Source organism: Hyphomonas beringensis (assembly GCF_000682755.1).
GTDB lineage: Bacteria > Pseudomonadota > Alphaproteobacteria > Caulobacterales > Hyphomonadaceae > Hyphomonas > Hyphomonas beringensis.
This window is the reverse complement of sequence record NZ_AWFF01000087.1, coordinates 69839-87586: the sequence shown is the minus strand read 5'-3', so window position 1 is coordinate 87586 and position 17748 is coordinate 69839. Positions and strand designations below refer to the sequence as shown.

Below are 17748 nucleotides of genomic sequence, written 5' to 3'. Positions count from 1 at the left end.
TCCGGGGCCCTGCTCACATCCTGGCAGGCCGGTCCGGTGTCAGGCGCATGCTGACGAATGACAGGGTGACGAGCAGGCCCGACAGGCAGAGGCACAGCGTCGTAATGCCATGCCAGCCCCAATGCTCGTAAACGCTTGTGCCCGCCCAGCTGGCGATGCCGCCGCCGATGAACATCAGCACGATATACGCCGTCATCAGGCGCGTGCGAATGCCCTGCGGCTGGTTCAGGAAGGTCATCCGACCCGTCACGTCCACCAGCGGGCCAATGATGTTCATCAGCACAATTGGAATGATCAGCAGGTAAAGCGAATGCCCGAACACGCCCAGCAGCGCGACGCCGCTAAAGTGCACCAGCGCGCCGAAAAAGCGCGTGCGCCGGGGCCCCAGCCTGTCTGCCCAGCGGCCCAGCAGCGGCGTCGTGATCAGGTTCAGCAAGGAGATCGCCGCCAGATATCCCACCGTGTCCGCGCCATATCCCATTTGCGGGCTTGTCAGGTACAGGCCCAGCCCCAGCCAGACGCACAGGAATATGCCAAAGCCCAGCCCCTGAATGACGCCGGACAGCAAGACTTCCGGATACTGACGAACCACGGGAAAGAGAGACAGGACGAGCGAAATATAGCTCTTCTTGGGCGTATCATCCTCGGATGACTGGCGCTCATCCATGATGCGCGGCAACAGGAAGGCGACAACGCCCATGATGCCGAACGCAATGTAATACACAACGCGCCAGCCCAGATGCTCGCCCACCCAGCCGCCGCCGACACGCGCCACCAGAATGCCGCTCACCACGCCCGTCGCCAGCATCGCCGTTACGCTGCCCAGCCGCGTCGCGGGCGCGCGTTTAGAGGCATAGGCCGGCAGCAGGTAAGGCGTAATCGTCGCAAAGCCCAGAAAGGTTGATCCGGCCAGGAACAACCAGAACTCCGTTGCAAACGCCATCACGCCCAGGCCCAGGAACTGCCCCGCCGCAAAGATCGACGCCAGCCGCCGGTTCGAAATCCGGTCGCCCAGCGGCAGCAGCAGGAAAATGCCCAGCGCCAAGGCAATCTGGTTAAAGGCCGGCACCATGCCGATCTGCGACGCGCTGACCCCAAAATCATCCGCGACGAGCGCGATGATCGGATGGATATAATACGCGTTCGCCGTCACTGCGGCGCAGGCCAGCGTCAGCAGGAACAAGTCCCGCCGACTGAGGTACTGATATTCAGGCCCGCCCCCGGAGGGCCCGGTGGGTTCTGGCGTCACCCCGGCATCCCGGCTCTGCGGGCATATTCGGCGGCGAACTTGGCCAGCGGCACAACGCGCGCGGCATTGCTTTCCGCATTCGCACTATTGGCGGTACCGTCCCTCACCCGGCCAATAATGCCTTGCAGAATGCCCGCCAGACGGAAGCCATTATAGGCGAAGTAATAGTCCAGCTCCGGCAGGCCATCGCGGCCCGTATGCTCGCAATACATCGCGACATATTCTTCCATCGTGGGAATGCCCCACGCCTCAAGATCATCAATCGCCATGATGGAGCCGCGCGTGGAATCGCCCGGCGGCATCACCCAGTTCATCAGGTGATAGGAAAAGTCTGCCAGCGGATCGCCCAGCGTGCACAGCTCCCAGTCCAGCACCGCAATCACTTTCGGCTCTGTCGGGTGCAGCACCATATTGTCCAGGCGATAGTCGCCGTGCACGATCGTGGTCCTGTCGCCCGGCGGGATGTTATTCGGCAGCCACTCGATCAGCTGCTCCATCTCCGGAATGTGGATCGTTTCGGAGGCCTTGTACTGTTTCGTCCAGCGATGGATCTGGCGGGCCACATAGTCGCCTTCCTTGCCAAAGCCTTCCAGCCCGGCCGCGCGCCAGTCGACATTGTGCAAATCAGCAAAGGTCTTCACCTTCGCCTCATAGATCTTGCGGCGCATCGCGGGTTCATAGTCCGGCAGCGTGCCATCCCACAGGATGCGGCCTTCCACCATGTCCATGACATAGAACATCGTGCCGACCACGCTCTCATCGGTGCACAGGCCATAGGGCCGGGCGACCGGATAGCCGAGCGGGTAGAGCGCCGAAATCACGCGATATTCCCGGTCAACGGCATGGGCGCTGGGCAGCAATTTGCCCGGCGGCTTGCGGCGCATCACATATTTCTTGTTCGGGGTGACCAGTTGATAGGTCGGGTTGGATTGCCCGCCCTTGAACTGGCGCACTTCCAGCGGCCCTTCATAGCCTTCGACATTGGCTTCCAGCCAGGCCGCCAGTTTGGTCTCATCGAATTTGTGTGACTCCGCGACAGGCTTGGTGCCTGTAAACAATTCCGCGGCGGTTTCTCCCTCGGCCATTTTCTGCCCTCTTTTTTCCAACTTTACCTGTCACACCATACCTACGGCTTACGCCACGCCAAGGCCTTCCCCTGCGTCCGTATGACCGCCATCAGGAAAGGCGCGCGCCATGCGCAAGATCGAAACCCTCGTGACAGTTCTGACGTTTATAGCTGCCGTAACTATTACACTCACCGCGCTATTGGCCATCATTTTGTGGCGAGAGGCCGTCCGGCGTGTTCAATCGGCGCGGATTGTTCGCGTCGCCCGAACAAAATCGGCCACGCTGCGCCTATTGTCTTTCGCCAGCGAACAGCAGGCGGCCTGCCCCGCCCTGCCGCCAGTCGCACATGCAGATCAACAGATTCGCAGCCAGCCACTTCCACAAGCCCATTGACGCGGCGGGCGGCGCGCTCTTGTGTGCGTTTCTGAACTTCCGCACCTAATGAGGCATGCACATGGTCGTGAACCGCGTCAAAGGTATCTTCCGCAAGCGCCCGACAAATGCGTCGCCTCCGCCGCCGCCGCCCCCGGATGTCACCATCATTCAGGCCGATGACGTGCGCCCGCCGGATCGCACACTGGACAGCCTCAATCGCTGGCTCACTCTGGCCATAAATGTCGCCATCCTGGTCGCCCTGATCATGCTGATCATAGAGCTGCGCAAGAACACAGACCTTCTGGAGGCCAGCCAGCAAGCGCCCGCCGCCAGTCCTGCCATCTCAGACAGCACGCCGGAATAATCGCCTGCAACTTTCAACTCAGCGTTTGAGATAATCCGGAAAGCCGTCTAGGTTTTCCGCCAAGGGGCGTATCCACTTCGATACGAGGCAACTCAGAATGCAATTGAAAATCTCCGTGGCCACCGCCGCGTTGCTGTCGGCGTGCGCAACCGGCACACCCGTCTCTGCACCCGCGCAAGCGCCGCTGCCGTCCGAGACGCTCAGCTTTTCCCCGGTCAGCGCAGACAGTCTCGAAACGGTTCGGATAGACCTCACCCTGCCTGCGGATACAGATGGAGAGACGGTTTTCCTCTTTCCCGAAGCCTGGGGGCCGGATGAAGACCTTGGCCAACTCGTCTCCAACCGCGCCGTGTTTGACCCCGCAACAGGGGACGCCCTGCCAGCACAGATGGATGGCAACCGCGTGACCGTCCGCGCTGCACCGGAGCAGATGATTCAGCTGAGCTATGACATCCACCAGGATTATCAGGGCCTGCCACAATGGGGTGTCCAGCGTATGCCCGGCATGCGCCCGGTGCTGCAGCCTGCCTATGCCTCGCTGATCGGCCATACAATCCTGCCCTCGGTCGAGGGCCGCGATCCGGCGCTTCAGGTGACGTTCACCGGCTTCCCCCTCGGCGCAGCGTTCAGCCAGCCCGCACCGGATGGCATATCCGCCCCGATCCCGCTCTCTACCGCGCAGGACAGCCTCTACGCCTTCGGCGCCTACCGCTTTGGCGAAACCGATACCGGCGTGCGCACTGCCATCCTCGGGGACTGGCGCCTGCCCGATGCCGACATCGCCTTCACCACGTCCAGCGTGCTCAGCCTCGCGGGAGAGGCCTTTGAAGACGCCGCCTTTGACCAGTATTTCCTGGCCGTCACGCCTTTGCCAGACCTGCCGGAAGGCTCCTCCGTCATCGGCACCGGCCTCACTGAATCCTTCCTCCTGCTCGCCACTCGCAATGCAGACCCGGAAAACCTGACGCACACCATCACGCACGAAATCCTCCACGAATGGATCACGCGCCGCATGGGCCAGACCGATGAAGCCACAGACCCGGCCCGCATGTGGTTTACGGAAGGCTTCACAGAATACTACACCCAGCTCACCCTGCTCGGCGCTGGGGAGACCAGCCTTGAAGACTTCCTGCAGAACATGAATGCTCTCTGGGCGGAGTATGAGGTCTCCTCCGTCAACACGATGCCCGCCGGGGATCTGATCGCGCATATCTGGGACAGCCGGGAAACCGAACGCCTGCCCTATCAGCGCGGCACGCTGCTCGCCTTCCACTGGGATACGCTCGCCCGCGCTGAAGGCCGCAGCCTGGATGAGGCCGTCGCCGCCCTGCTGGACCGGGCAGAGGCCGCCCGCGCCCGCGGAGAGACCCTACTGCTGCCCGATGCGGCGATCCACGCTGCGCTCGAAACCGTTATCGGCCCGCGCTTTGAAGCAGACCTTGCCACCTATGTTCAGGGCGGCGCGAAACTGCCTCTCACAGCGCTCACCTTGCCAAGCTGCCTGAGTGTGGACTCCCCGCCAGACGCCCCCGCCCGTCTCATCCTGACGCCCGGCGCAGACAGGGCCGCCTGCCGCGCCGCCATTGCCGGGCCTTTCGCCCGTCAGGCACGCTAACAAAGGTCTCCGCACACCCGCCCTTGCATTCGCGCGGCGCTCTAGTAGACCGCCGCCTATGCTTACGATTTCCAATCTCGATTTTCAGGTCGAAGCCCGGCCCTTGTTTGAATCTGCCTCGGCGCAGATCTCTTCCGGCTGGAAAGTCGGCCTGGTTGGCCGCAATGGCACCGGCAAGTCCACCCTGCTGCGCCTGATCCGCGAGGATGTGGAGCGCCCGACCGCCGACAGCGCCATCCGCCTGAACACGGGCGCGCGTCTCGGCTGGGTCGCGCAGGAAGTGCCCGCCAGTGATGACACGATCCTGGATGTCGTGCTGGCCGCCGATACAGAGCGCCACGCCCTGATGCAGGAATCCGAAACGGCGACCGACCCGGACCGCATCGGCGAGATCCATGAGCGCCTCCTGGACATTGACGCCTGGACGGCAGAGGCCCGCGCCGCCGAAGTGCTGAACGGCCTAGGCTTCTCGACCGAAGACCTGTCGCGCGCCACGAAGGAATTCTCCGGTGGCTGGCGCATGCGCGCGGCGATTGCCGGTGTCCTCTTCTCCCAGCCGGATTTCCTGCTGCTGGACGAGCCGACCAACTATCTGGACCTGGAAGGCGCCGCCTGGCTGGAAGGCTATATCAAGCGCTATCCGTATACGGTGCTGATCGTCAGCCACGACCGGGAATTGCTGAACCGCTGCGTCACCCACACCATGGCGCTGGAACATCGCAAACTGTCCATCTCGCCAGGCGGCTATGATGACTGGCTGAAGCTGCGCGCGGCAAAGCTCGCCCAGCTGGAATCCCAGCAGGCCAAACAGGCGAAAGAACGCGCCCACCTGCAAAGCTTTGTTGACCGGTTCCGCGCCAAGGCCTCGAAAGCCCGCCAGGCCCAGTCCCGCATCAAGATGCTGGAAAAGATGCAGGACATTTCCATCCCGGTGGCAGACCGCACAACGCCCTTCAAATTCCCCGAACCGGCAGACAAGCTCGCCCCGCCGATGCTGGAGATCAAGGACGCCGATCTCGGCTATGGCGAGGATGCCGTCATCCTGAAGAAGGTGACTCTTCGTCTGGACCCGGACGACCGCATCGCCATTGTCGGCGCCAACGGACAGGGCAAAACCACGCTTGTCAAATCCATTGCCGAACGCCTGCCCCTGATGGGCGGCCAGCGCATCGCCCCGCGCGCCGTGCGCATCGGCTATTTCTCGCAGGACCAGCTGGACGAACTCTCAGAAGGCGACAGCGTGCTGATGCATATCCAGCGCATCATGCCCAAGGGTACGCCCCCGGCCAAGGTGCGCGCTGCCGCAGCCGCCATGGGCTTTCCGCATGAGAAGGTCGAGACCAATGTCGAGAAACTGTCCGGCGGAGAGAAAGTCCGCCTGCTGCTCGGCCTGATGTCGGCCGAAGCGCCGCACATCCTGATCCTCGACGAGCCGACCTCCCACCTCGACATCGACAGCCGCGAGGCGCTGATCTACGCGCTGAACGATTTCCCTGGCGCTGTCCTGCTCATCACGCACGATGTCTATCTGGCCGAAGCGACCGCTGACCGGCTCTGGCTGGTCAAGGATGGCCGGGCCGCGCCCTATGACGGAGACCTCGAAGACTATCGCGCCCTCGTCATGAAGGCCGACCGGGAAGAGACAAAGGCAGCAAAGCCGCAGAAAGCTGCGGCCCCAAAGGCTGAAGACCCGGAGACGAAGAAACGCCTCTCCGCCCTCAAGAAAAAGGCCCGCGAGGCTGAAGAGCGCATGGAAAAGGCCAATGCCGCCATCGCCAGGATCGACGCCAAACTGGCCGCAGGCACTCCGCCTCCGGAAGAACTCGAAAAACTGCTGAAGACCCGCGCCGACCACGCCGCAGCGTCCGAAGCCGCCGAAACCGAATGGCTGGAAGCCGCAGAAACGCTGGAAGCAGAAGCGTAAGCCAGCCCGTCCTGTCACAAAACCGGGCGCTGTCTCGTCATGTCTCTGAAACAGGAGACATGACATGTGGAGACCAGCCCTTTTCCTCATCGCCGCCGCACATTTCACCAATGCGCTGATTATGTGGTTCGCGCCGCACACCTGGTACGAAACCGTGCCCGGCGTCGCGATGATGGGGCCTTTCAATCCGCATTTCGTGCGTGACATCGCCCTCGCCTTCGGGATGAGCGGGGCAGCCCTTGCCTATGGGGCTGCGAAGTCCGACCGCACGGCGGCCGTTTGCGGCGCCATATGGCCCGCTCTTCACGCGCTTTTCCATGTCTGGATCTGGGCCGTTCATCGCGGCGCCCCGTTCGACCAGATCGCGCTCGTGAACCTCACCGGCATCCAGGCCCCGGCCTGGCTTGCCCTCGCTGCCGCCTTCAACTTCACCCGCAAGGAGCTCAGAGCATGATCCGCAAATTCCTCCACGACAAGGCCCGCAAGATGGGCCGGCACTACACCTACGACGTCGACTACATGCATGACCTCATCGACATCAGCGTGCCCGCCGCCATCGGGCTTTCCCGCCTGCCGAACTTCTACAAGTATCGCGGCCCCGCCGCCGGGCAGGCCGTGTGGACCGGCGCGCTGCTCGCCTCCACGCTGGAGGGCGATTGCGGCCCGTGCGCCCAGCTTGTCGTCGACATGGCGCTAGAAGGCGGCGCCGACGCAGCCTGCCTCCAGGCCTGCGCCGAGGGCCGTCCACAGGACGCGGGCGCCATCGGCCTCGGCTTCCGCTTCGCCATGATGGCGATTACGGGCGACCCGCTTGCCGACGACCTGCGCCGCGAAATCGAAAGCGAGTTCGGCAAGAAGGCCGCTGTCTCCTGCGCCTTCGCTGCGGCCTCAGGCCGGATCTATCCGGTGCTGAAACGCGGCCTCGGCCACGGAAAGGCGTGCAAGAGGCTGGACTTTGGCGGCAAGGTCGTGAAGCTCGCCGCATGACTGCCGACACCGCCATCTTCGAAGCCGAACGTCCGGCCCTCACGGCCCTCTGTTATCGCATGCTGGGAGAGCGCGCAGGGGCCGAGGATGCCGTGCAGGACACCTGGCTGCGCTGGGAGCAGGCCGATCACGACACCATCGAAAACCCGCGCGCCTGGCTGCGCCGCACCGCGACGCGTATTGCAATCGACGCGCTGCGCTCTGCCCGGTCCCGGCGGGAAACCTATCCCGGCCCCTGGCTGCCGGAGCCACTGGTGGAGAGTGACACGCTCTCACTGGAAGACAGCTTCGCCCTCGCCCAGGAATGCGAGCTGGCGCTCCTCTGGGCGATGGAGCGCCTGTCAGAAACCGAACGCGCCGCTTTCATCCTGCGCGAAGCTTTCGATGCTGGCTATGACGAGATTGCCTCCGCCACGGGAAAGTCAGAGGCCGCCTGCCGCCAGCTGGTCAGCCGCGCACACAAGCGCCTGCAGGAGAGCGGCCCGCGCTTCGACGCCAGCCCTGCCGAGGTCGCAGATCTGCTGCAGCGTTTCCTATCTGCCGCCGCCGCGCAGGATCACCACGCCGTGCTCGCCCTCTTCTCACCAGATGCGACCGCCTACAGTGATGGCGGAAAGAAAGCCCGCGCGGCCCTCCGTCCTCTGACGGGTCCGGCAGAGATTGCCCAGGTCCTGATGGCCATCATGCAGAAAGCGGCGCAAGAGCAGGCGCAGTGGACCGTCGAACCGGCCAGCGCCAACAGGGCGCCCGCCATCGTCCGTCGTCTGAATGGCAAAATAGACCTGGTGCTCACCCTCGCCCCGGATTCCTCCGGCCGCATCGCCTGGCTCTATGCCATGCGCAATCCGGACAAGCTGCCTGCCTGAGCGGGCCTAGCCCAGCACCCGATCACAAAAGGCGGCATGCATGGCACGCAATTCGGCCAGCGCGCTGTGGATGACATCGCGCTGGGGGTCGAACATCAATTCCAGCGTAATGCCCCGCAGAGACAGGATCAGCATCCGCGCATGCACAATGCACGCCTCGACATCCTTGATGCCGGCCGCCTGCGCGATGCGCTGAACGTCTGCGTCGATTTCCACTTCTATCTCGACCGCAATATGGCGCAGCCGCTTGGCCAGATCCGCATCCCAGCGCGCAGCCAGCAAGACTTCCGTCACCGCCGCGGCTTCCGGAATGTTCTGCGTCTGCCAGAACATGTCGCACAGGCGGCGCATCTTTGTGGCCGGGCTGTCCACGCCCTCAAATCGCGCGCGTGTATCGGCGATCATGGCGCGCATCGCCGCTTCACTGGCCGCGCTCATCAGGTCCAGTCGCGTCGGAAACTGGTTCAGCATAGAGCCCCGGCTGACCCCGGCCTTCGCCATCACCGATTCCACGGAAGTCGCGGCATAGCCCTGCTCGGTCAGACATTCGACGGCGGATGTCACCAGCAGGCGCCGTGTTTCCTCGCCCTTTCGCGTCCGCCGCTTTCGTCCAGCCTGGCTGCCCGCCCCATTATCATCTGTTTTGGTCATCGGCCGCATCTTACCGTCAAACATGGCGGTGCCGTCAAGCTATCGCAAAATTCAAATCCCCGAAGCCTGACGACAGCATGCATGACCGCCTCTTGTCCTGCCTAATCAGAGAAGCACGTCTCCGTTCCATCATAATTGTTGTAACAACGTGGCTCTTTGCTCTTGGAAGGCCTGTTCCAGTTGGGGTCAGGGCGGCGATCCGCTTGTTCCCTGGCATAGCGTTGCGCTTCGCGGTCGGACTTCGCCTTTTCCTCGGCATAATAGGCTTGCGCCTTGGGCCAGACGAGCCGGCACTCCTCACTGTTCTGTCCAAACCGGTTACAGATTTCGCCTGAATCCGCTATGTCCGGCAGATGCCCGTACTCCTGCCAATAGGCTCTCAGATACTTGCCGCCATGTCTCTTCGCCACCGCGTAGAAATTGACATACTCCCTGACGGACCGGCCTGACTGCAGGATTTCATCGGCCATGGAAACCTGGACACGCGCCAGGACGGCCTGATAATTCGCCTCGCGCTGGGCTTCTCGTGCCTGGCGTTGCGCAGGCGTCATTTCACGATATTCCCGGTCATCCTTGTTCTGGCCGGCATTCACGACCGCAGTCAGAATAACGCCGTTTGTGATCAGCGCCTGTGGATCGGAGGGGTGCGTCTTCATCGTGGAGATGTCCGTATCATAGGCTTTCTCGATAGCTCGCCTGTGGAGATCGTTACCTGTGCTGACCCAGTCGGTCATGCCGGACGTTTCGGGATGATCGGGATCGTCGAACAGACGTACCACGACGCGCTGCTCGGGCGGGGGAACATCCCGGGGGTCCGCGTTCCTGAATTGCTCCCTGTACTTGGCCTCATCCGCAGACCCGATCCAGATATCAGCCACCGGAGGAAAATATTTTGCATAGCGAATGATATCCGTGGGATCCAGCTCGTCCTTCTCGCCGACCTGCTCCTTCCCGCGCGCATCCTCTTCCGGCGCATGTGCCACCAGCTTGTACCACCGCCGCGTATCGTCGCCATGGACCGTGATCCATCCGCGCACATTCTGATATTCGTCAGGAAGATAGATCGGCACGATGCCAATGATCTTCTGTTCATCTGCCTCGGGGTTCGGCTTCAGAGCACTGTCCCAATCGTCCAGCGGCATATACATGCCGCCGGATATTATTCCGTGACCTGAAGATATTGTCCCCACCTTTTCCATGGGCGTAAAAGTGAATCCTTTCCTTCCCACATCCAGGTCATATTCGCCGGTTATTCTCCAGCCAACGGGCACAAACTCAAACGTCGGATCGGCCCGCTCGATATCGCGTGTCTTCACGTTCAAGAATACGGTTGTGTCGGCGCCGTCTTCAGTGCGAACTGGAAACCCAAGATAACCACTGCGATTTATGGCAAATGGCTTCCCGTCTCCTTTGGTCGGCTTGACCCTGTCAATCGTGGTGGAGGGCTCTCCGTCTGTATTGATCACGGTATATTTCAAAAGGCCGGGTGTCGTGCTCTTGCTTCTGAACATAATCATCGACGGCAAGGAGGCCTGGTTGCCAAAATACCAGTCCCAATTGTCCCAAGGAAAATCAAGCGCCCTGAAGGATGCCGGATCACCCGGAGTGATAAAGCCCCAGCCGAGGTTGAGCCTCCTGACCAGGATCAGTTTGTCGCTCACAGGCCAGACCTTCTTGTAGATCGGCGGCGCCAGCTCCGTCGTGCCGTCTTCTGCCATCAGGCCGAACAGCACCGTTTGCTCTGCGACTGAGTCGATATGCTTCCGCCCGCGACCGCCCTCGTTGTCCCAGACATAGTCCACATAGACGCTCGTCGAAACGCCCAACTCGTCCAGCATCGCCTCCAGCTCCGCTGTCGTCACACCATGACTGGCGAGAAGATATCGTTTGACCGAGGGGCCTTCGTCCGTACGCACGAAAATTGGCCGGGCAGACACACAGCGTTCGAAATCGGTCTTGCTAACGCACCCGCCATCGCGAACGGTCGAGTCGAAATTCTTGTCGTTCAGCGTCTCCCACGCATGGGCGTTCAGCGCCCCTGCGACAACCAGAACGGCCAGCATCAGATATCGAAACACAGGCATCTCCCCAAAGCGTATCCAGACGCCGGATATGACGAGGCTGGATCATGACGATACCTTGATACTATGGAGATGTCCCCAAGGCAGCATCCCCCGGAGGGGGGATGCTGCAGCTTATTCTTGCGCCCTCCGGATCAAACGCCGCTAATCATAGAAGCACTTTTCCGTGCCATCGCCCTGATTGTAACAGCGCGGCTCCGACACCGGCTTGTTGTATGCGGGCGCCCGGCGCTTTGTGCGTGCCACGTCCTGCGCATAGGCCTGGGCAGCCTTCTGTTCCTGCGCGCGCTGGCCGTCAGATATCCCCTGCGCCCATGGCCACACCAAATTGCATTCATAGCTGTTGTTCCCGAACCGGCTGCAGATATCATACGCGTCGCTGGATCGCGGCAGGGCATGCCACCGGCGCCAATACGCGCTCAGATATTTGCCGCCCAGCGTGCGGGCCGCGGCGTAGAAATCCCCGCCATAGGGCACATCACTGCTGTTCATCGCCAATATCGCATCGGCAGTTATCTTCAGGGAGTCCCTCGCCTCGGCCTCATACCGTGCCTGCAACACCTCCCATGGCGTTTCCAGATATTCGCGGTAGTTCTTGTTGTTCTGCCACCATTCGCGGGCCGTCTTCAGGATCAGCGGACGCTCCATCGCCAGCGGATTGTCCGGGTGCGTTGCTTTATTGTCCCGCGCCTCATAGGCGGCCCACAGCTCTTCCCGGCCAATATCCATGCCGGCATCATACCAGTCCGTCACCCCTTCGGAGCGGTTCATCGGATTCTTGAAATAGCGCACTGCCAGCCGCAAGGGCGGCTCCGGTATGTCGCGCTTGTCTGCACCCGCGAACAGGCCATAATATTCATCCTTGTCCAGCGTTCCCAGCCAGATATCGGCAAAGGGCGGATAGCCCTCGCGGCCCAGGATCAGCTCCATGATGGATTCGGGCATCAACTCGTCCCGCTTGCCGCTCAGCAGATCTCCATCCGGGGCGTTTGCCACAAGGCGATACCACCGGCCGTCCGCCGCCTCATACACAACCAGCCAGCCACGCACGCCGTCAATCTCCGGCAGGAACAGCGGCACAATGCCCAATATGTTGGGATGGTCGAAATTCAGCACCTCGCCATCCGCTTTGCGAATGGGCAGGTAGATTTGCTCTCCGGACAATATGCCGTGTCCGGATGTCATGGTCGCAACGCGCTGCACTGGGGCCTGCTGGTAATTATTGAAATTATTATCGTCCCACTCATCCGCCAGCGCATAGCCCACGGGCAGCGTCTGGAAATATGGGCCGACTTCTTCCAGCTCCAGCGTCAGCGCATTGACGACCACGGACAGGCCCGCCCCGTCCTGGCCCTTCACCGGAAAGGCAATCTTGCCATTGCCATAGTAGTAGAAATCGTAATCCCCGCTGCCCTCGTTCACGACGTCGGTGATGCGGTGCACCTCTTTCCCCATATTATCCATCACGACCAGCGTCTTGCCCCGCGCATCCGTCGCCGTCTTGTCATGGAACATCAGCGTGAAGGGGGTTTCGGGCGTGCGGCCATAAATGAAGTAGAATTCGTAGTGCTTGAACGGCAGCTTGAAGAGGTGCGGCGTCTCCGGGTCGAGGGTCACAAAATAATACCGGTAGTCCAGCGCCATCACGAGGGCCACCTTGTCACTGATGGGCAGTACCTGGATGTATTCCGCCGGCAACAGGATCGTGCCGTCCTCGGCCGCCAGGCCCTGCAGCACGACCTGTTTGGAGATCCAGCTATAGCCGTTGCCCTTGCTCTGGCCGCCATAATCCTGCGCGTACCTTGTGAAGTCCTCACGCGGAAGAGTGTACCTGTCCAGGATCACGCCCATCTGCTCGCCGTCCAATTGCGAAATGGACCACAGCCGCACCGGCATGGTGCCCGTATCGGTACGCACATAGCGGATGTCTTTCGAAAGGCAGTTGAAGCCTTCCGGCGCGTCCTCAACGCATCTGTCCCGGCTGATATCGGCCAGCAGGCTGCCTGCGTCGCTATAAGACTTCCACGCATGCGCCTGAAGCGCGCTCATGGCCAGCAGCATGGCCAGCATCAGATATCGAAACAAAAACGTCTCCCCACGGCTTGCTCAGACGCTGATATTTGTAGCGCCTTTCCACGACATGACCAGACATTATGCCGGGGCGCGTCCTGCGGCATCACCCCAAGGGGGGATGTGATGGGGGGAAATCAGGCCGTGGTCACCGGGCGCAGATGGGGCAGCATGTGCGGCACATAATCCGCCTTGCCCAGATCAACCCCGGCATTGCGCAAAATAGCGTAGGCCGTGACGGCATGGAAGTGGAATTGCGGGATCGCCCAGTCGCGCACAAAGTCTGCGCCTTCCAGCTCGAACATCATCGCATTGGGCAGCGTGACAGAGAGTACGCGGTCTTCCGCACCGTCAAAGTCTTCCGGCTTCACCTCGTCCAGCATGGACACGGTGCGCGCAATCAGCGCCTTCATCTCGTCCATCGTGTCGCCGGACTCCCACATAACCACCTCATCGCCGCGCAGACGCCACACCGTCTCACGCGCCTGCAGGGAGATGAACTTCACCTGCATCAACAGGGGGAACATGTCCGGCGCCAGGCGTTTCTGCAGCAACTCGTCCGCAGACACACCATTCTCCTTGCCCCATGCCACAGCCTTGTCCAGCTGCCCGGCAAGCGCCAGCAGCATCTGTTTCGGGGCCACAACGACCAGATCGTGAAGGTTCATTCCGTCTCTCCCAAAGCGCGCCAGCCAATGTCGCGGCGGCAAAATCCTTCTGGCCAGTCGATGGCGTCGACCCCGGCATAGGCGCGGTCCACGGCCTGTTTCAGCGTGTCGCCACTGGCCGTCACGTTCAGGACGCGCCCGCCATTGGCGATCAGCGCGCCGCTCTCGTCCACATCCGTGCCCGCATGGAACACGGTAACGCCCGGCAATTCGTTCGCGGCCTTCACGCCGCGGATGAGAGAGCCCTTGGCATAGCTGCCGGGATAGCCTTCCGTGGCCAGAACAATCGTTGCCGTCGGCTCGAACCGGTCCAGCTCCAGCAGCGCCTCGAACGCCTCTTCATTGCCTTCCAGGCCGCCCGTCGCCGCGCCCAGGATCGCCGGAACGATGTCGCCAGCAAGGCCCTTCATCAGAACCTGGCATTCCGGGTCTCCGAAGCGGGCATTGAACTCCACCACTTTCGGGCCGTCCGCCGTCACCATGATGCCGACATAGAGAACGCCCTGATACGGCATGCCGTCGCGCTTCATGCCTTTCAGCATGGGCTGTACGATCTGTTTCTTCACGCGGGAGAGGATCTCGTCCGTCACCACCGGGGCCGGGGCATAGGCGCCCATGCCGCCCGTATTCGGGCCCGTGTCGCCATCGCCGGCGCGTTTGTGGTCCTGCGCAGCAGGCAGATAGACCGCGCCCGTGCCGTCCGTGATCACGAAGATGCTGGCTTCCTCGCCATGCATGAATTCCTCGATCACCAGCGTCGCGGAAGCATCGCCGAACTTGCCGGACAGCATCTCGTCAATCTCGGCATCGGCCTCTTCCAGCGTCGGCGCGATCACGACGCCCTTGCCGGCGGCCAGGCCATCGGCTTTCAGCACATAGGGCGCCTCCAGCGTTCGCAGGTAAGACTTGGCCAGCACCGGATCGGTGAACTCGCCATAGGCCGCCGTCGGCACGCCATATTCCTTCATCCGCGCCTTGGAGAAGGCCTTGGAGCTTTCCAGCTGTGCGGCCTGCGCGCTCGGCCCGAACACGTCAAAGCCGCGCGCCCTCAGCACATCGGCCAGGCCCGCCGCCAGCGGCGCTTCCGGCCCGATGACCACAAGGTCCGGCTCCACCTGCAGGGTCAGCTGCACCAGTTTGTCGATGTCCGTCACGGCCACGTCAAAACAGGGGCCCGCTTCGTCCATGCCGGGATTGCCCGGTGTGGAGTGCACCATGTCTACCAGCGCCGATTGCGCCATTTTCCATGCCAGAGCGTGTTCACGCCCGCCCGATCCGATGAGAAGTATGTTCATGGAACGGGTTGATGCGCGGGTCCGTGCCGGAGATCAAGCCTGTATGCGTGCCTTTGATGCCATCCGCGTCATTTGACCGGGCATATTTGACGCGCAATCCCCGCTCGTCCTCTTGTGTGCGTGAAAATTACCCTATTGCTTTCAAAACAGTCCGCCTGATTGAGGCCTTTTTTCCACCCGGTCCAATCCGGCGCAAAGGCGGCCCCCTCATTCTTGCGGGCATGACCTATCGCCCCGCCCGCCACATTGTCAGCCTTGTCCGCTTCTGGTGGGACGCAATCGGCTATCTGGCGGGTTCGGCACAGGCGCGGCTGGGCCTCTATCCCATCCCTGCCAAACCCTTCCTGAACCGCAAGGAACATGGCGAAATCCGCAACCTGCTGGCCTTTCTGGAGCCTGTCCTGCGCCGGGTCTTTGTCCTGAAGGCGCTGGAACTCGGCCCCCTGCCAGCACCTGCCGCGAGGCCCGGCCTCCCCACAGCCCAGCCTGCGGCAGGATCCAAAGGCCCGGCGCAGACCCCGTCCCGCCCGGCCTTTCCCATTCCGCACTTTCGCCTGACCGAGCCGCAAGACGGCCCCAGGCGTGCCGGCACGCCCCCGCCGCCAGCCTTCCGCACCGGCCCGCGCATCCGCTTCCTGGATGAGGACACGCCCGTAGATCTGCGCGATTATCCGCCTGCGCCGGATGATCTTGTTCCGTCCGGACCGCTGGTCCGCCGCCTGCTCGCAATTAACCACGCGCTGGATAATGCCGCGCTTTACGTCACCAAAATGCGCCGGCTTCTGGCAGGCCCGCTTCGCCCCGTCCAGCGGCTTGACCCGGCCGTGTTTTACGCGCGCCACCTGAAGCATTTGCAACAGGAAGCAGCCCTTGCCCTGCATGATGAGACCGTTGAACAGCTCTGGCCGAACACGTCCTGAATCCCCCGCAAAACCATCTGTCCCCCGCGTGAGTGCCCTGCCCTCACGCCCTCTGTGCTGGTTAAGGCTTTCTTACTGCCCGTTTTGAAAACGTCCCGCCCGCTTTCACCGTAGAGTTATCCAGATATGCGAGGGTGCGCACGAACCGTAAGAGGCCGCACCCGGCCTTATTCTGGGGTGGGAAACATGTATCAGGGTAAATTTTCAAAGCTCATCGCAAAGGCCTGGAACCGGGCACGCACGCGTGAAGACGGCAACGTCGCGATCATCTTCGCCTTGTCGGTCATTCCGATCTTTCTTCTGATGGGCTTCGCCATTGATCTTCAGCAGGTCAACACCAGCAAGAACCGTGTCCAGCAGATCATCGACAGCGCGGTCATTGCCGGCGCACGCGAGATGCAGGATGGGCGCACAGACGCCGAGATCAAGGAATACATCAAGAACTACATCAACTCGTCCCTGCTCGCTTCGGGCGGGATGGGGTGCAAGGATCCGGTCTCCACGATCTCCAGCAGCACCCAGGACATCCAGGTTGACATCAAGTGCAGCCAGGATACCGCCATCATGCAGCTGGCCGGCGTGAACCATATCAACTATTCGGTCTCCTCCGCCTCCACCTACGGTATCGGTAAGGTCGACATCGCCTTTGTGTTCGACACATCCGGCTCCATGTCCGGCAGCCGGAACGCAGCCCTCAAGGAAGCCGCAGTGCTCGCCGTGAAGGTGCTTTTGCCGGAAGACTCGAGCCTCATCGATACCGGGGATGTCCGTATCGGTATGGTGTCCTATTCCTACGGTATGGATGCCGGTGCGTTCTTCACTCCGGTCACGGGCAAAACCAAGGTCCGCACCTATGAAGGCACATACTACGTGCAGGTCCAGGATGGCGGCCACTATGAGGAAGTCTGCGACTGGTACAAATATCGCGGCAGATGGTATTACGATTGCCAGCAGCAATGGGTCCCGGATTATAGTTGGGAGCCGCGCACCACGACCAAGACAATCAACAATACCTGCGTCAAGGAACGTCTCGGGAGTGAAGCCTTTACCGATGCGGCGCCGGGTCCGTTCGCCTGGGTCGAAGCCGTCGGCGCCACATATGACGAATCCCGTGACCGCTGGAATACAGACCAGGCTTGCAACTCTCCGCCACCGGTTCCGCTGACCTCCAATACGGATGTGCTGAACGCCTATATCAATAATTTGCCCGCCAGCGGCGGCACCGCCGGCCATCTCGGCATCGCTTGGGGCTGGTATCTGATTGCACCGGAGTGGAAATCGATCTGGCCCGCCAGCTCCAAGCCCTGGGCCTATGAAGAGCCGGATACTGCCAAAGCCATGATCCTGATGACGGATGGTGACTTCCTGAACCAGTATGACTCCTCAAATGGCAACTCGAACCAGCAATCGAAAAAGATGTGCGATGCCATCAAGGCGCGCGGAATCAAGATCTATACGGTTGCCTTCCAGGCCCCCTCAAAAGGTAAGGCCATCCTGAATTACTGCTCCAGCGGGCCGGACTTTGCGTTCGAGCCGGAAAACGCTGACGAGCTGAAAGATGCCTATACGCACATCGCTCAATCCATCTCTGATCTGCGTATCCGTTACTAATCGC

16 protein-coding genes are annotated in these 17748 nt (G+C 61.7%); 9 read left to right on the top strand and 7 right to left on the bottom strand.

The annotated features are described in order from the left end of the window. Positions 1-13 precede the first annotated feature (13 nt). On the bottom strand, positions 14-1249 hold the full coding sequence (locus tag HY29_RS16575; protein WP_206741989.1) for an MFS transporter: 1236 nt from the start codon (positions 1247-1249) through the stop codon (positions 14-16). Continuing rightward, positions 1246-2334 (bottom strand): phosphotransferase family protein, encoded by a 1089-nt coding sequence (locus HY29_RS16570; protein ID WP_034799058.1) that lies wholly within the window; start codon positions 2332-2334, stop codon positions 1246-1248. The genes HY29_RS16575 and HY29_RS16570 overlap by 4 nt, the downstream gene beginning before the upstream one ends. A gap of 109 nt (positions 2335-2443) precedes the next feature. Between HY29_RS16570 and HY29_RS16565 the strand changes: the two genes are divergently transcribed. From HY29_RS16565 to sigJ, 7 genes are all read left to right on the top strand, one after another. Then, positions 2444-2710, top strand: coding sequence for a hypothetical protein (locus HY29_RS16565; protein WP_034799055.1), 267 nt, complete (start codon positions 2444-2446; stop codon positions 2708-2710). Positions 2711-2771: 61 nt separating this feature from the next. Beyond that, positions 2772-3056 carry a hypothetical protein gene (locus HY29_RS16560; protein WP_034799052.1) on the top strand — a complete coding sequence of 95 codons (285 nt, stop codon included), beginning with the start codon at positions 2772-2774 and terminating at the stop codon, positions 3054-3056. A 97-nt stretch (positions 3057-3153) separates the two neighbouring features. Next, entirely contained in the window at positions 3154-4671 is a 1518-nt protein-coding gene (locus tag HY29_RS16555; RefSeq protein ID WP_081811470.1) for a M61 family metallopeptidase, read from the top strand. Between the two features lie 58 nt (positions 4672-4729). After that, complete coding sequence (locus tag HY29_RS16550; RefSeq protein WP_034799050.1) at positions 4730-6595, top strand: ABC-F family ATP-binding cassette domain-containing protein; 1866 nt, start codon at positions 4730-4732, stop codon at positions 6593-6595. Positions 6596-6659: 64 nt separating this feature from the next. Further along, positions 6660-7049 carry a hypothetical protein gene (locus tag HY29_RS16545; RefSeq protein ID WP_034799049.1) on the top strand — a complete coding sequence of 130 codons (390 nt, stop codon included), beginning with the start codon at positions 6660-6662 and terminating at the stop codon, positions 7047-7049. Next, positions 7046-7582, top strand: a complete 537-nt coding sequence (locus tag HY29_RS16540) for a hypothetical protein (protein WP_034799046.1) — start codon at positions 7046-7048, stop codon at positions 7580-7582. Before HY29_RS16545 ends, HY29_RS16540 begins: the two co-directional genes overlap by 4 nt. Continuing rightward, entirely contained in the window at positions 7579-8448 is an 870-nt protein-coding gene (sigJ, locus tag HY29_RS16535; RefSeq protein WP_034799043.1) for an RNA polymerase sigma factor SigJ, read from the top strand. Before HY29_RS16540 ends, sigJ begins: the two co-directional genes overlap by 4 nt. 6 nt (positions 8449-8454) lie before the next feature. Here sigJ and HY29_RS16530 read toward each other — a convergent pair whose 3' ends face one another. From HY29_RS16530 to purD, 5 genes are all read right to left on the bottom strand, one after another. Then, a complete protein-coding gene (locus tag HY29_RS16530) occupies positions 8455-9099 on the bottom strand; it encodes a TetR/AcrR family transcriptional regulator (RefSeq protein WP_162176753.1) in 645 nt (214 codons plus the stop codon). 101 nt (positions 9100-9200) lie between these two features. Next, positions 9201-11177, bottom strand: a complete 1977-nt coding sequence (locus HY29_RS16525) for a hypothetical protein (protein WP_155838397.1) — start codon at positions 11175-11177, stop codon at positions 9201-9203. Positions 11178-11324: 147 nt separating this feature from the next. Continuing rightward, positions 11325-13265: a hypothetical protein gene (locus HY29_RS16520; protein WP_155838396.1), complete on the bottom strand. Its 1941-nt coding sequence runs from the start codon at positions 13263-13265 to the stop codon at positions 11325-11327. 122 nt (positions 13266-13387) lie between these two features. Continuing rightward, positions 13388-13918 carry a DUF1993 domain-containing protein gene (locus HY29_RS16515; protein WP_034799036.1) on the bottom strand — a complete coding sequence of 177 codons (531 nt, stop codon included), beginning with the start codon at positions 13916-13918 and terminating at the stop codon, positions 13388-13390. Continuing rightward, positions 13915-15213 carry a phosphoribosylamine--glycine ligase gene (gene purD / locus HY29_RS16510; RefSeq protein WP_034799034.1) on the bottom strand — a complete coding sequence of 433 codons (1299 nt, stop codon included), beginning with the start codon at positions 15211-15213 and terminating at the stop codon, positions 13915-13917. The genes HY29_RS16515 and purD overlap by 4 nt, the downstream gene beginning before the upstream one ends. Positions 15214-15434: 221 nt before the next feature. Here purD and HY29_RS16505 point away from each other — a divergent pair, with 221 nt between their 5' ends. Both HY29_RS16505 and HY29_RS16500 read left to right on the top strand, forming a co-directional pair. Next, positions 15435-16133, top strand: a complete 699-nt coding sequence (locus HY29_RS16505; RefSeq protein WP_155838395.1) for a hypothetical protein — start codon at positions 15435-15437, stop codon at positions 16131-16133. Positions 16134-16319: 186 nt separating this feature from the next. Next, entirely contained in the window at positions 16320-17744 is a 1425-nt protein-coding gene (locus HY29_RS16500) for a TadE/TadG family type IV pilus assembly protein (RefSeq protein ID WP_034799019.1), read from the top strand. The last annotated feature ends 4 nt before the right edge of the window (positions 17745-17748 follow it).

Excerpts from the sequence above, each read along its gene's own strand:
- HY29_RS16560 (WP_034799052.1), top strand. The coding sequence starts at position 2,772 with ATGGTCGTGAACCGCGTCAAAGGTATCTTCCGCAAGCGCCCGACAAAT.
- HY29_RS16570 (WP_034799058.1), bottom strand. The coding sequence starts at position 2,334 with ATGGCCGAGGGAGAAACCGCCGCGGAATTGTTTACAGGCACCAAGCCT.
- sigJ (WP_034799043.1), top strand. The coding sequence starts at position 7,579 with ATGACTGCCGACACCGCCATCTTCGAAGCCGAACGTCCGGCCCTCACG.
- purD (WP_034799034.1), bottom strand. The coding sequence starts at position 15,213 with ATGAACATACTTCTCATCGGATCGGGCGGGCGTGAACACGCTCTGGCA.
- HY29_RS16515 (WP_034799036.1), bottom strand. The coding sequence starts at position 13,918 with ATGAACCTTCACGATCTGGTCGTTGTGGCCCCGAAACAGATGCTGCTG.
- HY29_RS16555 (WP_081811470.1), top strand. The coding sequence starts at position 3,154 with ATGCAATTGAAAATCTCCGTGGCCACCGCCGCGTTGCTGTCGGCGTGC.
- HY29_RS16540 (WP_034799046.1), top strand. The coding sequence starts at position 7,046 with ATGATCCGCAAATTCCTCCACGACAAGGCCCGCAAGATGGGCCGGCAC.
- HY29_RS16565 (WP_034799055.1), top strand. The coding sequence starts at position 2,444 with ATGCGCAAGATCGAAACCCTCGTGACAGTTCTGACGTTTATAGCTGCC.
- HY29_RS16505 (WP_155838395.1), top strand. The coding sequence starts at position 15,435 with ATGACCTATCGCCCCGCCCGCCACATTGTCAGCCTTGTCCGCTTCTGG.
- HY29_RS16530 (WP_162176753.1), bottom strand. The coding sequence starts at position 9,099 with ATGACCAAAACAGATGATAATGGGGCGGGCAGCCAGGCTGGACGAAAG.
- HY29_RS16545 (WP_034799049.1), top strand. The coding sequence starts at position 6,660 with ATGTGGAGACCAGCCCTTTTCCTCATCGCCGCCGCACATTTCACCAAT.
- HY29_RS16550 (WP_034799050.1), top strand. The coding sequence starts at position 4,730 with ATGCTTACGATTTCCAATCTCGATTTTCAGGTCGAAGCCCGGCCCTTG.
- HY29_RS16500 (WP_034799019.1), top strand. The coding sequence starts at position 16,320 with ATGTATCAGGGTAAATTTTCAAAGCTCATCGCAAAGGCCTGGAACCGG.